Here is a 22,877-nt window from a genome sequence, read left to right as displayed (position 1 = left end):
ACTAACCTCTGCCACTCATTATAACTATTCTATCACCTTGGTGCGTTTCAATATAACCACCAGGTCTTCGAGGCGCATTGGTTTCGAGAGGTAGTCGTCCATACCGGCTTGCATACATATTTCGCGGTCTTCGGCCATGGCGTTGGCAGTCATGGCTACAATGTAGGGCTGGGTGCCTGGCAGGGTGCGGATAATTCCGGTTGTTTCCAAACCATCCATTTCGGGCATCTGGATATCCATCAATATAATATCGTAGGTCTGTTCTTTTAGCTTGTCCAACACCTCGATACCGTTTTGTACAATATCTGGTTTAAAGCCAAGCTTATTTAATACACGCTCTATTAGTTTTTGGTTAATGGTGTTATCCTCAGCAACCAATATCCGTAGTGGATGTTCCGTAGCAAAATCGGCCGAAAGTATATTGTTGCTCACCTTTGTGCTAACACCTGCCTGCTGCTTATTAAACGCTGCACTAATGCCCTGGCATAAGTGGTGCAGCTTAACCGGCTTAACCAAGATGGACGAAAATATCCCCGGAAATTTGCTCTTGGTTTCATCTCCTATTGAGCTTAGCATAATGATTGGCAACTCAGGATATTTCTCTTTTACCTCTTTAGCCAGGCCAACACCATCCATCAATGGCATTTCCATATCGGTGATCAATAGTTTAAAATTACTGTCGGTTTCCAGGATATGAAGCGCATTAATGGCAGATACTGCAGTAACCGGGGCAAGTTTCCAATGCTCCAACTGGGTTTTAAGGATAAACAGGTTGGTATTATTATCATCTACAATTAATACCCGTAAGCCTCTAAGCGCACTTAAATCGCAAATTAGCGGCGTACTCACCGGGTTTTTACTTCGGATGGTTTTAAAGGAGAAGCTAAATTCAGATCCTTGGCCAAACTGGCTTTTTGCCCAGATTTCGCCGCCCATCAACTGCACCAGGCGCTCGCAAATAGCCAAACCTAAACCGGTACCACCGTATTTACGCGTGGTTGATGAATCAACCTGAGAGAAGGCCTTAAACAGCTTCGATAGTTTTTCCTGGGGGATACCTATGCCGGTATCTTTTACATTAAAGCCAATTTGTACTTCTTCGCCAACCTGCTTAACAATAAATACTTTAATAAATATCTCGCCTTTTGAAGTAAACTTCATGGCGTTACTAATCAAATTGATCAACACCTGTTTAACACGCAGGCTATCCCCAACAATATGTACCGGTACATCCTCATCCAAATGATAGATCAGATCTATTTTTAGCTCAGCAGCTTTCGGGGCGAAGATATCCATCACCTCTTCCACGGTATTGCGCAGGTCGAAATCCTCATGCTCAATATCCATTTTGCCCGATTCTATCTTCGAGAAATCCAGAATATCGTTAATCACATTCAGCAAACCTTCGCCGCTATTGATAATAGTGTCGGTGTATTCACGTTGCTCCAGGTTCAGTTCTGTCTCTGCAAGCAGCGAAGCCATCCCGATCACACCATTCATCGGTGTCCTGATCTCGTGGCTCATTGTGGCTAAAAATATGCTCTTAGCCTGGTTGGCTTTTTCGGCTTCTTCTCGCGCCTCCTGTTCTTGTTTCCGCTGGATGTTTAATTCGTTATTCAGCTCGTGCAAATGCTCCGCCTGAGACATGAGCTCTTCTGATTGCGACAGCAACTCTTCTGATTGTACCTGCAATTCCTCATTGGCTGCCTGCAACTCGTCGGACTTGATCTCCAGTTCATGTGCTTTTTGCACAACCTCATGCGTACGCTCTTCTACCTGTTTCTCCAGTTCGGCCTTTTGTTTTTCAATGGCGTTAATGCGATAGGCGTAAATACTGTAAACAATAGCAACTATAGCCAGTATTACCAGCAGCCTGAACCACCATGTATCCCAGAAAGGCGGCGTAATTATAATGGTAATTGATGCGCCTTGCTCGTTCCAAACTCCATCGTTATTAGAGGCCCTTACCCTGAAGGTATAAGTCCCCGGGTCGAGGTTGGTGTAGCTGGCCTTGCGTTCCATACCGGCTCTTGTCCATTCATGGTCGAGGCCATCAAGCTTATAATCGTACAGATTATTGCGGCTGATGATATAGCTTAAGCCAATAAAGTTAAAAGAGAAAGAAGCCTGATCGTAATTAAGCCTGATGGTTTTGGCATAACTAACATCTGTTTTTAATATCGAATCAGGGTCGCCCGGAATCACGTTTTTATTATGGTCCTGAAAATCGGTAATATAAACCGGCGGCAAAAATTTGTTGGTTATAATTTCATTAGGATAAAACCGGTTGAAACCTTTAATGCCGCCAAAATACATTTCGCCATCACGGGTTTTCAGGTACGAGTTAGCTTCAAACTCCATCCCCTGCAAGCCATCATACGTATTAAACTGCTTAACCTCGCCCGTTGCCGGATTGAGGCGAGTGATACCGTTTGATGTTGAGATCCACAGATTATGGCGTTCATCTTCCGTTATACCTTTAATAAAATCGGTACCTAAGCCTGCTTTTTGAGTAAATATCTTAAAGTCGTTACGCGCTTTATCAAAACGGTATAAACCAGCCATGCCAATCCAAACCTGTCCTTTGCTATCGGTAAATATTACGCGCGAATCGGTACGTTTAGCTTCTTTATCAAAATAATGAGAAAACTGCTGCGTGTTTAGGTTATAACAATTCAGCCCGCCATCGTCAGTACCAAACCACACATTACCGGCTTTATCTTCATTTACAGATACTACGTTATTACCTTTAAAACTGGTTTTACCATCTGGGCTTTTAGTAATGCGTTTAAACTGATGCGTTTTGGCATCAAGTAAATTAATACCACCATAGTAGGTTGCTACCCAGAAATTGCCTTTACTGTCCAGCAGCATACTCTGCATAAAATCAGAACTCAAAGAATTTGGATCTGACTTATTATTCTTAAACCGGGTAAATTTTCCACTTGCCCTGTCCATCAGGTTTAAACCTGCTCCCCAGGTGCCCACCCACAAATTGCCGGATGCATCTTCGGCTATATCCTGTATGGCATCGCCGGATAAGCTTGATTTATCACCCGGTATATTTTTGTAATGTTTAAACAGGTTGGTTTTACGATCAAACAGGTTGAGGCCGCCGCCATCGGTACCAATCCACAAATTATCTTTGTGATCCTCAAAAAAACACTTTACGTCATTATAACTTAAGCTCTTATCATCGAGACTTTGTTTATAGAGCTTAAACTTGTCAGATTCTGCCGTATAAAGATTAATCCCTCCGCGATGCGTGCCTACCCAAAGGTCGCCCTGGTTATCCTCAAAAATAGCCGAAACCGTCATGTTCGATAGGCTGCCGGTATTATCAGGCTTGGGGCGGTATTTAAAGAAACTGTTGTTGGCAGGGTTAAACAGGTTCATGCCCTGGTTAATAGTGCCTATCCAAACGTTATCTTTTTTATCAACCAGTATTTGCAATATCAAATTACCAGACAGGCTACCCGGATCGTGTTCGTTATGGCTAAGCAGTTGGAGTTTTTTACTTTGCAGGTTATACACGCCTGCACCAATACCGCTAAGCCCCAGCCATAAATTATTTTTATGATCGGCGGCAATACTTACCACGCTGCAGTTATTTACGCTATCTATTAAATAAGGTTTAAAGCTTAAGTTATGGGCATCTAAAATATTCAACCCTTTTTGCGTGCCCACCCAAAGATTTTTATTCGCGTCTTCAAAAAAACAGTTAACACTGTCTGAACTTAGCGATGCATTATTTTTGTTATGATGGATAAAGTGCCTTACATTATTGGTGCGGGTATCCAGCAAATCAACGCCACCGCCCAGGGTACCCATCCAGATATGGTTACGATCGTACCCGCTCAACGCCGTTATGCTATCGCTAACGTGGATATTGATTTTAGTGAATGAATTGGTAAGTGGGTTAAACTTGTTGAGGCTGAAAGGTGTACCGATCCAGAGCTGGTGGTCACTGTCTTCGTAAATACAATTAATAAAATTATCGCTAATGCTGTTTTTGTTTTTGGGATCGTTTTTGTAGGTCACCACCTTAACACCATCGTATTTATTTAAACCATCGCGCGTGCCAAACCACATAAACCCCCGGCTATCCTGAAAAATACAGGTGATGGTACTGTTTGATAAGCCCTGCTCATTACTGATATGCCGAAACCTGACATCGGATATTTGTGCCGAAGAAAATAAGGGAATAAAAAACAGCAATAAAAGAAAATACCCTTTAACAAAAGATGGTATCAGACAACGGTATCGCAACGAACAGTGATAAGTCATTTAATATATAGGGGAAATATAGCAAATTATAAAAATAAGTAAATTATATACATAATTGGCTATTACGATGCTCCAATCGCACGTAATTACGTTATCGTGGCAGTAAACAGATTTAGGATATTTATATATTATTTAAAACTTTCGCTTAATGCACACTATTAACTTTTACGCAAACAAATTAGAAAGGTTGAGTTAATTGACCTTAAATTTTGACATAAAAAACGGCCCCGGATACATTAACCTGGGGCCGCTTCAAAAAAGTATTACAATTATTTAATGGTTACCTTAATTATCTTGCTGATATCGGGTAGCGTAGTAAACGGATTAGGGTTAGGCACAACCGCAATAGGCTGGCTTGTTTTAAGTGGCGTACCTGCCAAATTAAACTGGGTTATACCCGCACCCGGGAACTGGTTAATAGCCGTACCATCATCATATAATTTAATGGTTGATGATATGTCCCCCTTGGTGGTAGCATCAACACCATTATCGGCTGAAGCGAAAAACCAGTCGTTAGAGAAACCGTACATTGTAGCAATGGCCAATCGGTCGCCGCTCGAAACTGTGATGTCCTGCGAAACAATGCCGCCCGCTTGCGCGCCAATTACCGGCAATAATACTTTGGTGGTTGGGGCAGGTAATACGTAAACTGCCTTTATACCCGGTTTTCCTTTTAAATATGCAGCTAAAGTATCTGCATTACCTTGTTGTGCCAATGGTTTTAAACCCTGGCCACGATCGTTTTCGCCAACTTTATAAATAGGGTTATCAACGCCATTATAAACCACCACCAATATAGGTGATAGCGGTGTGAAGATGCCGGTTATGCCTTTTACATAAGCGCTCAGTTGGGTGTTATCGCCCATTTCCGCAATACCGGTAAGGCCGTTAGCCGTAACTTGTCCGCTGGTATACAATGGGGCCGGGTTTTGTAAAGTACCACCCACAATGTACGATACAGCCCAAACACCAGGGCTTAATGGCGTTGGGTTTGCCGTATTGCCAGATGTATTTTGCAGCGTTAATGTAAATACAGAATTACCATTGTATTTTAAGGTTGCCTTAACCAATGATGATGCCGGCAGATAGCTGTTGCCCTGTGCATCGGTTCCTTTTACTTCGGTTATAGGTTTGCTGTCTGCTACACCAGGGTGGTTAACATTAGCGCCGGGTGCCTGGTTAATGCGCGTGCCGTTATCCCAAAGTTTTACCTGGGCAGAAACATCACCTTCGATAGGGTTGCCATTGGCATCATAAACCAGGATACCCGGGTTGGCGGGTGCAAAGAATAAATCGTTAGACCAGCCGTACATGGTGGCAAATGAAATGGCTTCGCCCTTCGCTGCCGAGAACTGAATAGTGGTTGATTGACCGGGTTGAATCAAAGCTGGCGAGCCTGTGCCCTGAAACGTGCCCGACTCTACCAATGGTTGTGAGTTAAGCACATTCTCTACCGTAATGGTTGACTTGGTAGATGGCGCCGTTGAATTATTATTGTTATCCTTTTTGCAAGCTGCAAATGCTAATGACAGCAGGGCGATTACTGCCACACTTTTGTTGTTTTTCAAGTAGTTCATTTTATATATTTTCCCGGTTTGTCGCACTGAATTTCCATTCCTTACAACATTTTTCGTTTAAATAAATAGTCAGCTCTACTTCAACCAATTACAATTATGAATAATGCATAAAAAAAGCGGATAACCCTTTGGCTATCCGCTTTTAAATATTCTGCGGTTCTATTTACCAGGCCCAGGCATACTGAGACATCCTGCCCAGCAATTCCGGAAAGCTTGTTATGGCAGAAGCATCTTCTGACTGTTTGTTATTGAAGTTTCTGTTCACAACACTCTTAGGATCCTTTTCAACCATTGTACGCACATACTCGTGTATAGGCATTATGTTAAAGTAAAAATTATATACTATTACATGCTGTTGTGCCATTTGCTGCATAAAAAGCCCAATGCCTTTTGGGTATCCTTTAGCCCCTACTATAACATCAATATAAGGCCCATTCTGCACACCATGAAATGAGAGGCCGTTACCGCATATATGCATGTATTTATCGCCGCTCCACTTTTTGGCTCCTTCAATAAGGGCATCCACATCAAGGGGTGTTCCTAAAGGATTAAATGTAGCCAGTGAACCGCAATAAGCACCTTTTTTGTAAGGCGAGCAATAAACCGAATCGCCTACAATACTGGCACCTGCGGCACTGTAAAGCCCCCCTTTTGCTAAAACATTGCTTTGAACCTGGGTAAGTAAACTTTGCACCCAGGCGCGCGGTACAACGTCCAGATCATTCCAGATCCTTTGCGTGTTGTTTTGAAGCTGTGCATTATAATAAGTCGCAAAATCGCCATTGCCAGGAGTGGGGCCGGCTGTTGAAAGGCAATATACAGCTGTATTGCCTGCGTTCCAGGCTGCCGGATTATCTTTAAGGTATAAAGCCAATGACGGTGATAAAGCGCCTCCAAGGCTATGTCCGGTCACAATAACCTGCGCACCTGATTGTTGATTCAGTTTCTGCCCTTGCAGATATTGAACCGCCGATAAATGCGATGAATCATCCTGAAGAGAATCAAGCAGGGTATTTAAACCGATACTGGTACCTTTTGATACCACGGCAGTAGCCGGGGCTTTGGTTGCCGGGCTAAGTACGTTCCATGGTACGGTTGCGCGTACGTTACCGTCTTCAACCAGCCAATCGTAAGTACTGTTGGAATTGGTGGCCTGTATGCCAATAACATAAGTATTTCCATTCTTAAATATGCTCATGGCATTAGAGGCAACCAGTTCTTTATCCACTTGTTTAGAACCGGGTTTGGCAATAACAGCCGGCCCCCAAACCAGTTGCCAGCCGCTTAACTGCACACTATCAACACTTGGTGCCGAGGCAAGCGCTTGCTGAATTTTGGGTTTAGCATATTTTACAATTTGTTCACTGTTACCGGTGGTTGCTGCCGGGATGTTGGACAACATAGATAGTGCGAAGATTAACCGCACATTAATGGGAATTAAGCTGAGAAGCATGATTAATAAGGTTTAATTGTGAAAATGATGTTGGTTTATAACATAAATCTGCAAAAGATTTTAAATATATCCAGCAAAAAATAATTTTTAAACCTGATTAACAATTAATTACCTAAAGGTTTATTATTGTCATTCTAAGCCATTTAAAACAAAAAGCCACCGGAATTATACCGATGGCTTTTTATTATTTAATAAATTTTTTGATTATGCCACAGCTGTTTCTGCCGATTTTGCCTTAGCCTGCATAGCTACCAATGATAACAGCAGTAATAACCCGATCACAAAAAAACAATCGAGCACTAACGCCGAATCACGCATTTTATGGGTTACAGCCTCTACGAAACCGAAGGTAAATAGTCCGACAACGATCGACAGCTTTTCGGTTACATCATAAAAACTGAAGTAAGAAGCTGTATCAGGTATATTCTGTGGAATAAATTTAGAATAGGTTGACCGCGACAAAGATTGCACCCCGCCCATTACCAAACCTACTATCACTGCGGCTACATAAAATTGTTGTGCATTAGCCACAAAATAAACCGCAGCGCAGATAAGGCACCAGATACCAACTATAGTTGCTAGTACAGGCGTATTACCATATTTAGCTGACATTTTAGCCGTAATAGCCGCGCCAATAATAGCCACCACCTGGATAATTAGGATAATGGCGATGAGGTTTTCTTCCGGCATCTTTAATTCTTTGGCACCGAAATTGGCAGCCACCAGCAGGATGGTTTGTACCCCTACTGAGTAGAAGAAAAAGGCAGGCAAGAATCTTTTCAATAATGGCAGTTGTTTTACCTTTTTCCAAACCTTGGCCAGTTCCTTAAAACCTCCGGTTAAAACACTGTCGGTATGTGAGCCGGCATTGGGTTGCCCTTTGGGTAAAAGGTAGAATGGGATGAGCGAAAAGCCTATCCACCATATACCTACAATAAGGAATGACAAACGCGCGGCAACATCATCAGTAATACCAAAAGTAGCGGGCGAAAGCACGAACACAAAGCACAGTACCTGCACCACGATGCTGCCGGCAAAACCATAAATAAAACCTTTGGCACTCACGGCATCCTGCTGATCGAGCGTGGCAATCTGGGGCAGGTAGGAGTTATAAAATACAAAGCCGCCGCAATAACCAATTGAAGCCAAACCGAAACAAATCATGCTGAACTCAAAAGTTTTCATGGTGAAAAAGAATAGTCCCGCACAAGCCAGACTACCAAGCCAGGTAAACAATTGCATGTACAATTTTTTGTGCCCTTTGTAGTCGGCAATAGAAGTTAAAATAGGAAGTAGAACTACAATAATGAGGTATGATAAACCCAGGATATAGTTAGACAGCACCGTATTAACATACTGGTGCCCAAAGAAAGATACCATATCACCCGTTTGCTTATTGGCTGTAATAGCCACGTAATACGCAGGGAATATAGTTGAGGTGATCACCATATTGTACGACTGGTTTGCCCAATCGAACATAGCCCAGGCCCAGATGGTCTTTTTATCGTTTTTAGCTTGCATGGAGGGGAGTGAATGGTTGATTATGTGAGTAGTTGATTGAGTTATCTTTCTAAATTAGAAGTAATAACCTAATCAACTAATCACTCAATCAACTAATAACTTAATAACCAATAACTACTTTATCCCGTAATGATCGTTCATCAACTTCACAAATATCGAACCCGGCAATATGGCTTTCAATGTAGGTACAATGGTTTGGCCTAATGCACCAACAAGGTAATTATGCGCCGGTTTTGATTTGTTGATGATCTTAGAGATCTGTGCAGCCAGTTTAGATGGATCGGCACCAATGCTTTCATCTTTTTCCATGCTGGCAACGGCGGCTTCAAATTCGGCTTTCAATTGCTCGTTTGGTAAGGTGAATGGCAACTTTTCGCGGCTTGCGGTAAAGTCAGTTTTAAAGTCGCCTGGGTTTACTACAGATACTTTAACACCTGTGTTTTGGAGCTCCATACGTAAGCTTTGCGAATAACCTTCGATAGCAAATTTAGATGCACTGTATAAACCCTGGTAAGGCAATCCGAATAAACCTGCCAGTGAACCAATGTTGATGATTAAGCCCGATTTTTTCTCGATCATACCCGGCAATACGGCACTGCTTACACGCACTACACCGAAAAAGTTAACCTCAAATTGTTTCTTCGCAGCATCAACCGGCGTGGCATAAAGCGGGCCGGTAATACCGTTACCTGCGTTGTTAACCAGCACATCAATGCGGCCTTCTTTCTGGATAATTTGATCGATTGCTGCTTTTACAGAAGCATCATCGGTAACATCCATCTGCAAACGGTTAAAGTTTGCACCGCTTACTTTGTCAATGTTACGGCTTGCACCATAAACAATATGGCCTTCGCTGGTTAAACCATTGGCCGTAGCCAGCCCTAAACCAGACGATGCGCCGGTTACAAGAATTACTTTTTTCATATATATCGTTAATACAGGCCCATTTTACTAATTAACTGAGCCTTGCCAAGTTACATTGGTTACAGATTGAAATTATGGCGAAAATTACTCAAAACTTTCTAAAAACAAAGGTATCTTATTGATTCAGAAGATCAATAATTTATTAATAAGCGGATACTGACATAAGTTGACTCTGAATTAACGAGAGGTTAAAATCAGAATCGGCCTAAAACTGCAATAAATTGATATTTAAGGAAATAAACTTTATTTTTAGTTATCGCCATCAACTATTATCATGAAAAATACGCTAATATTATTTTTTTGCACCGTATTGTTAAGTGTTGCTTCCTTAAGTATAAAAGCACAACAAATTGATACCGCCAAAGAAAACCGGGCTATCCGCCAACTGGTTAAAAACTACGAAGATGCCTGGAACCGCCATGACCCAAAAGCGCTTGCTGCCAACTACCGAATTGATGCAACCTAGGTAAACTGGTTTGGTGCCTATTATATTGGCAGGCAGGATATTGAAGATCATTATCGTACCACGCACAACACCTACTTTAAACCAAGCCACTATTATACCCGTGCGGTAGAAGATATACAATACCTGAAACCCGATGTTGCCATTGCACATGTGCGGACTGGCTTAACGGATGATGCCCGCTACCCCGGTGAAACATTTGAGTTTCGCAGGATGATTGTGTTAACCAGAATAGATGGCGTGTGGCTTATCCAGGCAGGGCAAAATGCGAAACTGGAGAAAGGGATTAAATAATTTGCCAGAGAAAAATTAACTCCAAATATATAGCCCCGCAAATGCGGGGCTATATGTATCAATATCACTGATAAAATTTAATAAGATGGTATCAATCGCTCATTACGTAATTGTTCAAACAGATCGTAGAATGATTCATCAGTTTTCTGGAAAACATTAAATCCGAGTTTCCGGCTTTTCGACATATCAGTCATTACCTCAATTGGTCGGCCTAAATCCAAATCGGTATGCCATGCAGATGCCAGGCGGTTCAAATCTTTCTCTTTCAGATTATATTTTTCTGCTATTTGCTGCCACAATGCAGCATCGTTAGCAATCTCTTCCTCCAGCGGATGTATGGTGCCGTCAAAGCCTTTTACCTCTATTCCAAAATAGGCTGCTATTTGCTTCCACAACCAACTCCAACGAAACACATCGCCATTTACAATGTTAAAGGCTTCATTTCGGGCAGTATCTGTAGTCGATGCCCAAATCAATTGTTCCGCTAATACCCGTGCATCGGTAACATCCGAAAGGCCATTCCACTGCGCTGCCGAACCCGGCCAAATAAACGGCCGGCCGGTTTCTTTACAAATGGTAGCATACACGGCCAAGGTTGTACCCAAATTCATCATATTGCCTACAGCTTTACCAATAACGGTATGTGGCCTGTGGATGCTCCACGTAAAACCATCGCGGGCTGCGGCAGCATACACTTCATCTTCCTGGGCGTAATAAAAGTTTTCGATATCCAGTCTCGGATGCTCTTCACGCACGGGTGTTTCGGGTAAAAAGCCTTCCTGGGCGTAAGCTTCAAACGGGCCGAGATAATGTTTTAAACCGGTAACCAATGCAACGTGCTGAACTGATTTTTTGGCAGACAATACATCCAACAGGTTACGCACCATCAGGCTGTTTACCCTAATGTTTTCTGCTTCGGTATCGTTGCGCATCCAGCTGGTAATATAAACATGCGTTGGAGATATACCAGCCAGTGCAGATTTCAGGCTATCGACACTTAACAGATCTGCAGCTATTGGTTGAAGGTCTTTAATTTCTTGATTTGGGTTACGGGCTAAACCGTAGGTGGCCCAGCCTTTCGAGATTAGTTTTTCGGCCAGGTTACTGCCTGCTATGCCGCTTGCCCCAACTACTAATGCTATTTGATTCATGATGTTATTCGTTAGATTTTTTTGACAATGCAAAATTGGCTAACGCATAACTGACAACACAGGACATACCTCACAAAATGCATGTGCGGTAGATCACATCAATGATCAGACATACGACTTAATGTTTCTCTCGAAATACCTAAGTAAGAAGCGATCAGCGATTTTGGGAGGCGTTGTGAAAGTTGGGGATATAGCTGGATAAATTGATCGTACCGCTCTTTGGCGCTTAAGGTCATTAATGATTGAATGCGCTTTTGCAAGGCAATGTATCCGGCCTGTGTCTTTTTCCTGAAGAAGTATTCCATTTTGCGGGATTCGGCACAAAGTTTCTCCCGGTTATCCAAAGAAATTATATAAACCTGCGTATCTTCAAGACAATCAATATTCAAGGTTGCAGTAAGTGCGTTGTGATAAGCTTGCGGATCGGAGATCCACCAGTCTTCCATCGCAAATTGCAGAATATGGGTTTTGCCTGTTTCGTCCAAATAAAACGACTTAAGTAACCCTTTTACAACAAAATGGTCATTAGGGGCAGGGTTGCCCGCTTGTAAAACATACTGATGCTTCCTGAAGGTTTTGGTTGAAAAATGCGACAATACAAATTGAAACTCCTCGTCTGTTAGCTTTACAATCTTTTCTATTTGATTTCTCAGGATATCTTCCACTTCGCAAATTTAGAAGATAAAGCCGATATAAAATCAATAGCCTAATGCAGATGGATTATACCCAAACTGCTTTTTAAAAGCGAACGAGAAGTGCGACAAGTTCTCGAAGCCTACATCAAAATAAACCTCTGATGGCTTCCTGTTTTTTTCGACGATCTGGTAGTGTGCCAGTTGCAGGCGTTTTTGGGTAAGCCACTTGCCGGGCGTAATTTTGAATGCTTTTTTAAAATCCTTTTTAAATGTAGTGAGGCTTCGGCCGGTTAGGTAGCCAAATTTTTCGAGGGAGAGGTTGAACATGTAGTTCTTGTCCATAAAATCAACCAGGTCAATTTTGCCAGGCTCTTCAAATTGGCCAAGCATGCTATCAACATTTTCATCAACAGCACGCAGCACGCGGATGGCTTCTTCTACTTTAAAAACAGCGATATCTGGCGGTAATACATCGGCTAGTTTAAAGTAAGGTAAAAGGGAATCGAAAAGACTATCCAACAATGGATGCTCAGGCAATACCTTGAGCTTCGGAATATTTTCCTGTACAACGTTAATTTGATGGGTGCTGTAATACTGTTGAAGCTTTTCGCGACTAAAAACAATAGATATAGACTTAAATGGCTCCCCGTTTAAAGGCAGCTTACTTAACCTACCCAATTGGTTACGGGGCAGCAATATGGTATCACCCGCATAAAAAGTAAACACCCTATCGGCAGAGGCAATCCGCATTTCACCGGCATATACCCGCACCAATGCGGGTCGCGGCAAAATTACCTCCCGGCTGTAATGCTTCTCTTTCTTGCACGAAATAAAGATATCCCCAATATTAGCCGCGCCCGCTATTTCCATCAATGTAAATTTAAGTAATTATTTATTGAGGAGATCCAACCTGATCAGGCTCTCTGCTGTAGCCACAATTGCTTCTTCTCTCGAACGCGGTGACCAACCCAGTAAGCTGATTGCTTTGGCGCTGGTGGTGTTCATATTAATACCCAGTAAAGGAACGATGCTTTTTATCTTCGAATCTGTCATCGCCAGGGCACGTAGCAAGGTAGTAGGTAATTGTTTGGTGCTTACTTTGGCAGCCGCCTCACCAAGATTTGCTTTCAGGATCTTCGCCACATCAACCATCCAGATACTTTCGCCTGCCGTAGCAATAAAACGCTCTCCATTAGCTGCCGGGTTGGTCATGGCGCGCAGGTGCAGATCGGCCACATCACGCACATCAACAAAACAAGAATTAATTTTAGGGCAGCCCGTCATTTTACCGGTCAGCATATTTTTAATAATATCGATGGAGTGCGAATAATCAGCGCCCAGTACCGGCCCCATTACTGCTGTTGGATTTACAGCCGTTAACTCCATGCCATTTCCTTCCTGCTCAATGAATGCCCAGGCAGCTTTTTCGGCCAGTGTTTTAGATTTCTGGTAAGCCGGTGCATTCACAGTTTCCGTCCACCAGGTTTCATCATAAGGCGTTGTTTGGTTGGCGGCGTGTCCATAAATGATAGCTCCTATTGCCGATGTCAGCACCACGCGTTTAACACCTGCATCTCTCGCGGCACGCAAAACGCGTAAAACACCTTCCCGCGCCGGGATGATCATTTCGTCCTCATGTTTAAAATCTAATTTGGGTGTTGGCGAAGCTACGTGGATAACATAAGTACAGCCATCTACGGCTTCTTTCCAATTATCATCAGCCGAAAGATCGGCCTGTATAAAAGTGAGATTGTCTCCTGCGTTTACCCCGCCCTCTTTCAGCATAGCTATTACCTGTGGTTCGCGGGCTAACGAGCGCAGGGTTGCCCTTACCCGGTAACCGGCATTTAATAATTGCAGGATGCAATGCACCGCAATAAAACCGGCGCCGCCTGTTACGAGTACTAATTTTTCGGAATTTGAATTTGTTGTCATCTTAATAAAATTGATGCAACAAAATTCGGTCTAAAAACAAGCGGGTGTTTTGTTTAAAAGGCTAATTTGCTTTGTTTAAAAGGCACAATGTAATTGCGCCAGGATTGAATAATAACGAATTTTGAATTTCCAACATCGAAGGTATTGCCTTCATTATTCAATATTGGACATTCTGTGTTCGATATTAATTCTTAGCTTAATCATATCGCGTATGTTATTTCTGAAACTTCTCTCCCGCTCTCAATTCTTTATTCAATAATGATAGCCACACCTTTTCGCCATCAAAGGTCCAATGCGTATCAGAGTAGCTGTACAAATGCGCTTTAGAAGATTTGAACGGTGTATAAGCATCAATCACCTTACATTTTAGCGCTTTGTTATTCTGAATAAGCGGGATCAGCTCGTTATAAGTATTGCCCTTGTAATGTGGGTACAATATGGTAACCGGGTTAGGGATAATGGCTATATACACCTCGTCGAAACCTTTGGATTTGTAATAATCATAAGCCCTGTTCATGGTGTTTATAATGTCGTTTAGCTCGGGTTTCCCAATGGGTTTAAAGGCACTTTCGAGGTTTACGGTATCAATGGTTTTGGCAAACAGCAAATACTTTTGGTCGTCTGATACGTACACATCGTGATTGACCCGGTTAAACATACTGTATGACACCTGGGCCTTAAGTTCTTTAAATGGTGTTAAAAAGCGGTAATCCCAAATGTTAAATTCAATATTCGGGTCGATATCTTTCAGCTTAAATTTTAGTTTGATCTTTTTTGCCGGTTTAGCCCCACCTGCCTGATCGTTATTTTGCTCGCCGGAATTAAAATCCAGAAAATGGGTTAAGTAAGCCGTGTCTTTATACACAGGCCTCACGTTACGTTCGCTGGTCTCTAAAACCAGTATATTTCTTTTATGCGGATCCAGTTTTGCCGGTACAGTTTGCCTGTTGCTTAGCACCGCGAACTGTGTTTTATCAACATGATAAAACAAGGATGGCTCACTAAACAACTCCCCGGTATAGCTATCGCACATAGCGTATATATCAATATCCTTAAATTGTTGAGGTGTTTGGAAAGTAATAAAATTTCTTTTCCCTTTTTGGTCCTTCATCCTGAAATGAGGGAGATATGAAAACCCGTAAAGGTCGCCATAGATATACTTGTCCGACCCCCACCAGCCTTTGGATTCATACCGAAGATCGGCTATTGATTTGGTAACATCATCGATGGATGAGATGATCAATATAATCAGCGTTAGTATTACAACGGTTATGCCTACAATCTTTTTCATAGCTTAAAATTGAAAGTAGATAAACTGTTTATTATTAAATACCCCAAAGGCATAAGAGGCAACGAGCAATACAATGAGAAGCACGAAAAACTGAACATTGCTTTTTAAACGGATAGTGGGGAAGAAATACTCCTTCAACATCATCACGGCAATAAGCGCCACAGAAAAACCTATCTCAAAATTATTAATTGCAAAATGAAGCGGCCCGTTAAAGGCTGTCGAAAATATCCGTTGTACGATAAACCAGGCCGTATGCACATCACTGGCCCTGAAAAACACCCAGCCTAATGATACCAAACAAAACGTAATTACAATTTGCAGGGCGCTTTTCAGCAGGTTGGGCTTAAATGAATAATTCATTTTTTTGAGCCATAGGTTTTTGATGATCTCGATGATCATAAAAACAGCGTGCAATGCACCCCAGACTATAAAGGTCCAGTTGGCGCCATGCCACAGGCCGCTGAGCATAAATACGATGAACAAATTCAGAAACCAACGCGGCATCCCTACCCTGTTACCCCCCAGCGGGATGTAAACGTAATCGCGAAACCAGGTAGAAAGCGAGATGTGCCAGCGTGTCCAGAACTCGTTAACCGAGCGGGCTAAGTAAGGCGACCGGAAATTGGTCATCAAATCAATACCCATGGTGCGTGCTGCACCGATACCCATATCAGAGTATCCGGAGAAATCGCAGTAGATCTGAAAGCTGTACAAAAAGGTAGCGATTAACAATGCCTTGCCCGAATGATTTGCCGGATCGGCATAAACATTATCTACCAATAGGGCAATCCTATCGGCAATAACCACCTTTTTAAATAAACCGAAAGCCATTTGCAGCAGGCCCGATTTAAAGTTTTCCCAATCAAACTGATGCTCCTCTTTAAACTGGTGCAATACGTTCTGCGGCCTTTCTATCGGCCCGGCAACCAGTTGCGGGTAAAACATAATGTATAAGGCGTAAATGCCAAAATGCCTTTCGGCACGCTGGTTACCCCGGTATACTTCAATGGTATAGCTCATAGCCTGAAACGTATGGAACGAAAGGCCGATCGGCAGCAAGATCTTCAGATAAAAAAGCTGCCAGTGACTATCTGGCGAACCTATAGCCTGGTTAATGTTAGCGGCAAAGAAGTTATAATATTTAAATACCACCAGCACACCTACGTTAGCAATAATGCTGAGCAGCAGGTATCGTTTACGAATGATCGGATCTTTTGCCTGCTCGATATAAATACCGGCGAAATAATCTATTACAATGGTACCTCCCAACACCAGCATGTAAATGGGCAAAAACGCCATATAGAAATAGCAGCTTGCCACTAAGAGCAAGATCCAGCGCTGTTTATGGTTTAACAGGTAATACCCTAAAGTTACAATGATGTAGAAAAGGAGAAACTGGAGGGAAGTAAAGGTCATATTTTGAAACTGCGCTAAATTACTGCTTTTGCTCAATAAATAAAACCTGTTGTTTTATCAACAAAAAAGCCGACTATAAATAGCCGGCCTAAAAACGTATTAATAAACCTTTTGAGTTTCGTTGGAATTAATTATTTACCCCAAGCTACCCATGCAGCTTTGGTCCAATCTGCTGCAGATGGATCAAGTGCGCCAACATAATTAACTTTGGTAAAGAAAGCATCGGTTAATGAGCCTTCAAACTTAGCAGTTGTAGTAGCTGCTGCTGAACCCGATTTAGGTAATAAGTTTGGCGCTGCGTTGTTAAACGGATCTGTTAAACCGATATCAGCAGCAGAAGTGAATGATTTTGAACCATCACGGCCTTCGGCTAATGATTTTAAGGTAACATCGGTAAATACTACGGCAGATAATTTATCTGTTTTGTAAGTAGCAGTTACAGCATGTAATAAACTGTTTTTAAAGCCACTTTCGCCATTGATGTAATAAGTAGCAGTAGGGTCGTTATCTATATCTAAACCTGCTTTTTGGCCACCCATTACAATGGTGTTAGCTAAAATAAATTTAGAACCTCTTCTCCAGCGCATACCGTAACCATAATCGGCAGATGTACCTGCTGCGTTGTTAGGGCCAATTGCTGTAAAGTTTGATAATAACGGGAACGTAATTGGTGTTTTTAAATAACCATTAGCATCTGTAGTGTTATCAACCTCAAAGTTGTTTGAAATATCGCCTGTTGCACCTTTGTTGTCGGTAAATGCAGGGTCTTTTACTGATACTGCGAATTGAATTTTACCGTGGTATCCATCGTCCAAATCAAAATCGTCATCAGCACAGTTATAAGCTATAAGATATTTAGCGTTAAATGAACCACCGAAAAATTCGAAAGCATCATCCAAACCGCGTACAATCTCAATATGATCTACAGTAGTACCGCTACCTACAGCGTACATACTTAAACCGTTAATTTCATCGCCCGGGTTAACAGCTTTACCTCCATACTCAATGCGTACATATTGTAAATTACCAGAGTTATCAGCATCATTGGTACCACCAAATGTTTGGTGGGCTGCATCAACACCACCTTCTATTACAGCGTGGTTACCGTTGCCTATTGCCTGGCCAACAATTACTATACCACCTAAATCGCCTGGTTTTTTATCAGTTTCGTTAGATGTGAAAACAATCGGGTTATCGGCAGTACCTATAGCCTGAATTTTGCTGCCTTTGTAAATTACCAATACACCGGCCGAATCTTTGTTACTCACAATTTTAGTTCCGGCGTCGATAGTTAAGGTAGAGTTACCATCCACATAAACATAACCTCTTAAGCGGTAGGTTTTGTCTTTAGTCCAGTGCTGGCTGCTTTTAATTGTGCCCCTGATGTCGACGTTAGTACTTGTTGGAGGCGGAGTAGTGCCAGAGTCGTTGTTTTTACTGCAAGATGCCAGGCCTGTAACGGCCGCAAGTGACAATAAAAAGTAAAGTTGTTTTTTCATGTTTCCTAATCTGTAATTTGATTGATACAAAGATGCCCGAACCTTGTTAACCCTGTTTTAACATTCAGTTATTGTTAACTTTACTTATTGTATAGTTACAGTTATCAATGGTTACCTGGTTGAACCAAAATTGTATTTGAACGATATTGCCGTACCAAAACCCGCATAACGGTTCTGTATAATCTTATCCTCACCGGCCTTAAACGCCGTTTTATCAAGTGATCCGTAGTTATAGTACAATGAAGTTGCCTGGTGCAGCATATCAGACACAGTTAACTTTACTTCGGCGCGTTTATGCATAATTGTTTTACCGATCTGGAAGTCGATCACGTCTCTTGGCTTCTCATAAATATCAATAGCATCGCCCTGCCCCCTGAACGCCAAACGCTGACCAATCCTGTTATACAAGGCATTAAATGACAGACCACTATTGGTTAAATAAAATAACCCGCCATTAATAATATATGGCGACTGGCCCTGAAGCGGTGTAGAAACATTACGGTTTGGCAGACTAACCGATGCGTTGATGTATGAGGCGTTTACGTACAGGGTTAAATTCCGCAGGAAATTATTGTCGTTAATAAAGTTCAACTTCTTCCTGATCTCCATCTCCACACCAAAATCTCTCGAGCTGTTGGCATTGGCGAACGACAGGTTATCGTTACCCAGGTTAATCTGCTCTATCGGGTTGTTAAACTTTTTGTAGAATACCGAAGCCGAAATAATTTCACCGCCAGATGGATAATACTCGATCCTGAAATCGGCATTTGAAATAGTACTGCGGGTTAAATTGGGGTTACCCCTGATGTTGAAGTTATTCTGATAATCGTAATACTGGTAATCGGCCAGTTCCCTGAACTCGGGGCGGTTAACCGAACCATAATATGATAAGCGTAAGTTGGTTTTCTCTGTCAAATTATAAGTCAGGTTCGCAGATGGTAATACATCAGTATTGATATAATCCTGCTGCGCCTTACCTGCTGCTTTTAATTGCTGATTATAATATTCGAGCCTTGCACCCCAGGTGAGGTGTAATTTATTGCTGAAGTTATTTTCGAGCATCAAATAGCCGGCATCTAGGTTGGCTTTACCGGTGTAATCGGTCGAACTTAGGTCGAGGCGAGCAAGGGCGATACCATTTTGCTGGATACTGGTTGGGCTGAATACATTATCGATATTTACACCATTTGTAAACTGGATGGGTTTGTTACCAAAACCAATCTGGTCTACATAACCTAATGCATCTATCGAGAACGAGCGATCGCGATAGTTAAACAAACCACCAGCCTTAAACTGCTGCGATTGGTTTAGCCATTTAAACAGGTAAGTCACATTGGCAACTGCACCATAAATATTCTCGTGCAGTTTAGAGTAGATCCGGCCCAGGTCATTAGGCTTAGGACTGTTCTCACTCGATAACGAAATATATTCGGGCTGATTAAGCGGCGTGTAAATGGTTACGATCCGCTGATCAGGTTGGTTGCGGTACGAGAGGCCGTAAGAAGCATTCCAGTCTACAATTAAATTACTCTTGCTGCCCAAGGTATGCTTACCCTCCACAACTGATGAGTATAAACCATTCTGTGTGGTTTCGTTCGAGTAACCACGATACCTTAACGGGTCATCATTGCTGGCCTCGTAATTACGGCCGTTGCTGGTTTGTTCAAAATTAATGGTGAAATCGTTATTGTATAAGTTGCGCCAAACGATCTTGTTTTTGCCATAGATATAGGCAAGGTTCAGGATAGCTCCGAGGGTTTTAGTATTGATAAAATTACCGCGATCGTACTGGTAATTGATGAGGTTATTGGCCGGGCCTGTATTAGACGGATTGTATTCTGTACGGTTACCATCTGTTACCTGGTGAGCGGTGCGGTAATTAAACGCAAACAAGTAGCCCAGACGGTTATTGTTTTTGGTAGTTTTTGAATTACCGGCCGAAAGTTGCAAACCAATATTCGGCAAATTAAACTGGCCTGTTTGGTACCCGAATGTATTAGGGAACTGCTGCGCAATGGCAATCTTCTGTGCGTTGCTCTGTCCCGCAGTATAGTTCGATTTTACATTCGAGTAAGCATCGGGCAGTTTACGTGAGCCATCATCATAACCCAAAAAATCTAAACTACCATGTGGTTGCGGGTCGATAAAATTGCTTTTAAAAGTGGTTTTAGAATTATATCCCACACCTACTGTCGCATCAAAAAATTTGCTATCTGGCAAATCTTTAGTAATGGTGTTAATTGCACCACCTGCAAAATCGCCGGGTAGGTTTGGCGTAGCCGTTTTGTAAACCACAATATTATCCACAAAGGTTGAGGGGATAATGTCGAAAGCAAAAGCTTTTTTATCGGGTTCGGTACTTGGCAAAGTGGCGCTGTTAAGCAGGTTACTGTTATACCTGTCGGCCAAACCACGCACTACCACAAATTTACCATCCTGTATGGTTGTACCGCTCACACGTTTCAATACCTCACCCGTATTACGATCGGGCGAGCGACGGATCACATCTGCCGAAATACCATCGCTGATCTGCACGTTACTTTTTTGCTGGGCATAAAGTGCCGCTACAGATTCGCGTTTATAAGTAGCCGTTACTGTAACTTCATTAAGCGAATTACCGGCGCTGGCCTCTAAAACTACGCTAAGCGAAGTTACTTCGTTAGCCTTAACTTCAACCTCGCTGATTGATTTGGTATTGTAGCCCACATACCTTACCAGCAAAGTATAAGTGCCCGGTGCAAGGCCCGCTAATATGTAATTACCGTTAACATTAGTTGCTACTCCCTTAGTGCTTCCTTGTATCAAAACGGTTGCGCCAATTAATGTTTCGCCTGTTTTTTTATCGGTTATTTTACCGCTTATTTTGCCGGTTGATTGTGCTTTTACGTTGTTAATACTGGATATTACAATTAAAACAATTGCTAAAATGTGGGTTAATCTTTTCACGCTTAAATAGTTTGCCACAAAACTATTTCGCCCAAAACCGATTAACGATAAATTATCATTACTAATAAAACAAGTGTTTCTTAACCCACAGTTAGCAATGGTTCATTCAAACAACCAATTTCAAAGAGCGTATCATGTCTACTTTTTGCCGGGTAATTTCGAGCACACCTTCCGGGCAATTATGGATATAGATCTGCTCGGCAAAAACATCGCTGTAAAATTCTTTTTTAAGTTCGGCCAGATCAATTTTTAAAACCATTGCCAGGCTTTCCAGATTCTCAATCTTAAATTTCTTTTTGCCCGATTCTATCCTGCTTAGGTGCGCTCTTTCTATCCCCAATTTTTCTGCAAGCTCAGTTTGCGAAAGATAATTACGTTTGCGGCCCTGTTTTATAAACTCGCCGAAAGGGTACATATCTTTAGTCGCCATGGCTTGCTGTTAAAACAGGTACATTTCCGGCCAACCTATTTAGCAGATCAGGCTGGCGGTTTACCACGTGCAGGTTGTTGTTAATCAACTTTAAAACCCGCAGGCAGTTATACATTTCTTGCCAGGTAATTTCATGGGTAATATTGGCTTCAAAATGCTCAAAGGTTGCTTCCAGCCCCTCTATAACCTCGGTAGCTTTTGCGGTTAGTACAACCAACTTGCCCCGCCTGTCTTTATAATTTACCTCGCGGGTAACATAGCCTTTGGCCTCAAGCGAATCTATAATGGCAGCCATGTTCGATTTTTCGATGCTCAGGTGCTCGCAAAGCATTTTCTGTGTGGCTTTGCCATTAAACCGGGTTAGCAGCAAGATGATCTGGTAATGATGCTGCACATCTACCTGCTCCAGAAACTTGTATAAATATTGATGGTACGACTTATTAGCCAGCATAACCTGCAGGCTGAACTCTTCTCCGAAATTCATTAGTATATGAATAGACAGCCCTATTACCGCTTGGCAATACAGAGCATTGATTAAACAATAAAATAATACGCTTAGGGGTATTAAAAGTATTTATTGCTTAAAAATCAGATGAGAAGCGTTCGGGTTAGCAGGTATAAGGGAGGCGCATGTACGGATACGGAAAGCCTGTTGATAGCAACAACCCTTACAGTTTCTGAACTAATACTGAGAAGGAAAAATAAAAAGCCAGCTGCAAAGATCAGGTTAGCCATATCGCCCACTTTTTGAATATGTGGCGGGCTTATAAGCTGCCGGTTGGCGATGAGCCCCCAGTAGTTGTTATGAACATTTGCTTGTGCGAAATGATGCTGATGCCCGGTATTGCCTACATGGAGGTGACGGCTATTACCGGAAAATACCGACAAAACAGGGTTTACAATAAGTAAGAAAATACTTAATGTAAGAAACAGATATTTTATCAGTCCGGTTTTTTGCATCGATAGTTGAATGTTTAAACCATTTCGACCGTAAAGCTGCGATTTAATGAGGTAACATTTACAACACCGCAGAAAACTTAATTCTGATTTAACCT

General features: G+C 42.2%; 18 protein-coding genes. 2 read left to right on the top strand and 16 right to left on the bottom strand.

From position 1 onward, the window contains the following. Positions 1–24: 24 nt before the first annotated feature. From PQO05_RS03320 to PQO05_RS03300, 5 genes are all read right to left on the bottom strand, one after another. Positions 25–4,218, bottom strand: a complete 4,194-nt coding sequence (locus PQO05_RS03320) for a hybrid sensor histidine kinase/response regulator (protein ID WP_273631236.1) — start codon at positions 4,216–4,218, stop codon at positions 25–27. 338 nt (positions 4,219–4,556) lie between these two features. Further along, complete coding sequence (locus PQO05_RS03315) at positions 4,557–5,864, bottom strand: spondin domain-containing protein (RefSeq protein WP_273631235.1); 1,308 nt, start codon at positions 5,862–5,864, stop codon at positions 4,557–4,559. Between the two features lie 163 nt (positions 5,865–6,027). Beyond that, a complete protein-coding gene (locus PQO05_RS03310) occupies positions 6,028–7,317 on the bottom strand; it encodes a lipase family protein (protein ID WP_273631234.1) in 1,290 nt (429 codons plus the stop codon). A gap of 204 nt (positions 7,318–7,521) precedes the next feature. Further along, on the bottom strand, positions 7,522–8,838 hold the full coding sequence (locus PQO05_RS03305; protein ID WP_273631233.1) for an MFS transporter: 1,317 nt from the start codon (positions 8,836–8,838) through the stop codon (positions 7,522–7,524). 114 nt (positions 8,839–8,952) lie between these two features. Continuing rightward, positions 8,953–9,762, bottom strand: coding sequence for an SDR family oxidoreductase (locus tag PQO05_RS03300; RefSeq protein WP_273631232.1), 810 nt, complete (start codon positions 9,760–9,762; stop codon positions 8,953–8,955). 274 nt (positions 9,763–10,036) lie between these two features. On the opposite strand from PQO05_RS03300, the gene PQO05_RS03295 reads away from it, so the two are divergent. Together PQO05_RS03295 and PQO05_RS03290 are read left to right on the top strand one after the other, a co-directional pair. Further along, complete coding sequence (locus tag PQO05_RS03295; RefSeq protein WP_273631231.1) at positions 10,037–10,228, top strand: Cif family virulence factor; 192 nt, start codon at positions 10,037–10,039, stop codon at positions 10,226–10,228. A gap of 150 nt (positions 10,229–10,378) precedes the next feature. After that, positions 10,379–10,519, top strand: coding sequence for a hypothetical protein (locus PQO05_RS03290; protein ID WP_273631230.1), 141 nt, complete (start codon positions 10,379–10,381; stop codon positions 10,517–10,519). Between the two features lie 77 nt (positions 10,520–10,596). Here the strand turns inward: PQO05_RS03290 and PQO05_RS03285 are convergent, their stop codons facing one another. From PQO05_RS03285 to PQO05_RS03235, 11 genes are all read right to left on the bottom strand, one after another. Next, a complete protein-coding gene (locus PQO05_RS03285) occupies positions 10,597–11,670 on the bottom strand; it encodes an SDR family oxidoreductase (RefSeq protein ID WP_273631229.1) in 1,074 nt (357 codons plus the stop codon). 98 nt (positions 11,671–11,768) lie between these two features. After that, on the bottom strand, positions 11,769–12,335 hold the full coding sequence (locus PQO05_RS03280; protein WP_273631228.1) for a Crp/Fnr family transcriptional regulator: 567 nt from the start codon (positions 12,333–12,335) through the stop codon (positions 11,769–11,771). A gap of 33 nt (positions 12,336–12,368) precedes the next feature. Further along, the gene (locus PQO05_RS03275) at positions 12,369–13,175 is read right to left on the bottom strand and encodes a helix-turn-helix domain-containing protein (RefSeq protein WP_273631227.1); all 807 of its coding nucleotides are present in this window, start codon (positions 13,173–13,175) and stop codon (positions 12,369–12,371) included. A gap of 18 nt (positions 13,176–13,193) precedes the next feature. Next, positions 13,194–14,240, bottom strand: coding sequence for an SDR family oxidoreductase (locus PQO05_RS03270; RefSeq protein ID WP_273631226.1), 1,047 nt, complete (start codon positions 14,238–14,240; stop codon positions 13,194–13,196). A 214-nt stretch (positions 14,241–14,454) separates the two neighbouring features. Continuing rightward, a complete protein-coding gene (locus PQO05_RS03265; protein WP_273631225.1) occupies positions 14,455–15,531 on the bottom strand; it encodes an alginate O-acetyltransferase AlgX-related protein in 1,077 nt (358 codons plus the stop codon). A gap of 3 nt (positions 15,532–15,534) precedes the next feature. Beyond that, the gene (locus tag PQO05_RS03260) at positions 15,535–16,947 is read right to left on the bottom strand and encodes an MBOAT family O-acyltransferase (protein WP_273631224.1); all 1,413 of its coding nucleotides are present in this window, start codon (positions 16,945–16,947) and stop codon (positions 15,535–15,537) included. Positions 16,948–17,078: 131 nt separating this feature from the next. Beyond that, positions 17,079–18,446: a hypothetical protein gene (locus PQO05_RS03255; protein ID WP_273631223.1), complete on the bottom strand. Its 1,368-nt coding sequence runs from the start codon at positions 18,444–18,446 to the stop codon at positions 17,079–17,081. Between the two features lie 111 nt (positions 18,447–18,557). After that, positions 18,558–21,392 (bottom strand): TonB-dependent receptor, encoded by a 2,835-nt coding sequence (locus PQO05_RS03250; RefSeq protein ID WP_273631222.1) that lies wholly within the window; start codon positions 21,390–21,392, stop codon positions 18,558–18,560. Between the two features lie 106 nt (positions 21,393–21,498). Continuing rightward, positions 21,499–21,822, bottom strand: a complete 324-nt coding sequence (locus PQO05_RS03245; RefSeq protein ID WP_273631221.1) for a helix-turn-helix domain-containing protein — start codon at positions 21,820–21,822, stop codon at positions 21,499–21,501. Further along, positions 21,812–22,306, bottom strand: a complete 495-nt coding sequence (locus PQO05_RS03240) for a MarR family winged helix-turn-helix transcriptional regulator (RefSeq protein WP_273631220.1) — start codon at positions 22,304–22,306, stop codon at positions 21,812–21,814. Before PQO05_RS03240 ends, PQO05_RS03245 begins: the two co-directional genes overlap by 11 nt. A 104-nt stretch (positions 22,307–22,410) precedes the next feature. Further along, the gene (locus PQO05_RS03235) at positions 22,411–22,782 is read right to left on the bottom strand and encodes a hypothetical protein (protein ID WP_273631219.1); all 372 of its coding nucleotides are present in this window, start codon (positions 22,780–22,782) and stop codon (positions 22,411–22,413) included. Between the last annotated feature and the right edge of the window lie 95 nt (positions 22,783–22,877).

This window comes from Mucilaginibacter jinjuensis, from assembly GCF_028596025.1.
GTDB lineage: Bacteria > Bacteroidota > Bacteroidia > Sphingobacteriales > Sphingobacteriaceae > Mucilaginibacter > Mucilaginibacter jinjuensis.
This window is presented reverse-complemented; position numbering and strand designations above follow the sequence as displayed.

What these genes read in the sequence shown, in the direction of transcription:
- PQO05_RS03310 (WP_273631234.1), bottom strand. Translation starts at nt 7,317, where the DNA reads ATGCTTCTCAGCTTAATTCCCATTAATGTGCGGTTAATCTTCGCACTA.
- PQO05_RS03285 (WP_273631229.1), bottom strand. Translation starts at nt 11,670, where the DNA reads ATGAATCAAATAGCATTAGTAGTTGGGGCAAGCGGCATAGCAGGCAGT.
- PQO05_RS03255 (WP_273631223.1), bottom strand. Translation starts at nt 18,446, where the DNA reads ATGAAAAAACAACTTTACTTTTTATTGTCACTTGCGGCCGTTACAGGC.
- PQO05_RS03265 (WP_273631225.1), bottom strand. Translation starts at nt 15,531, where the DNA reads ATGAAAAAGATTGTAGGCATAACCGTTGTAATACTAACGCTGATTATA.
- PQO05_RS03245 (WP_273631221.1), bottom strand. Translation starts at nt 21,822, where the DNA reads ATGGCGACTAAAGATATGTACCCTTTCGGCGAGTTTATAAAACAGGGC.
- PQO05_RS03300 (WP_273631232.1), bottom strand. Translation starts at nt 9,762, where the DNA reads ATGAAAAAAGTAATTCTTGTAACCGGCGCATCGTCTGGTTTAGGGCTG.
- PQO05_RS03235 (WP_273631219.1), bottom strand. Translation starts at nt 22,782, where the DNA reads ATGCAAAAAACCGGACTGATAAAATATCTGTTTCTTACATTAAGTATT.
- PQO05_RS03305 (WP_273631233.1), bottom strand. Translation starts at nt 8,838, where the DNA reads ATGCAAGCTAAAAACGATAAAAAGACCATCTGGGCCTGGGCTATGTTC.
- PQO05_RS03315 (WP_273631235.1), bottom strand. Translation starts at nt 5,864, where the DNA reads ATGAACTACTTGAAAAACAACAAAAGTGTGGCAGTAATCGCCCTGCTG.
- PQO05_RS03275 (WP_273631227.1), bottom strand. Translation starts at nt 13,175, where the DNA reads ATGGAAATAGCGGGCGCGGCTAATATTGGGGATATCTTTATTTCGTGC.
- PQO05_RS03260 (WP_273631224.1), bottom strand. Translation starts at nt 16,947, where the DNA reads ATGACCTTTACTTCCCTCCAGTTTCTCCTTTTCTACATCATTGTAACT.
- PQO05_RS03270 (WP_273631226.1), bottom strand. Translation starts at nt 14,240, where the DNA reads ATGACAACAAATTCAAATTCCGAAAAATTAGTACTCGTAACAGGCGGC.
- PQO05_RS03240 (WP_273631220.1), bottom strand. Translation starts at nt 22,306, where the DNA reads ATGAATTTCGGAGAAGAGTTCAGCCTGCAGGTTATGCTGGCTAATAAG.
- PQO05_RS03295 (WP_273631231.1), top strand. Translation starts at nt 10,037, where the DNA reads ATGAAAAATACGCTAATATTATTTTTTTGCACCGTATTGTTAAGTGTT.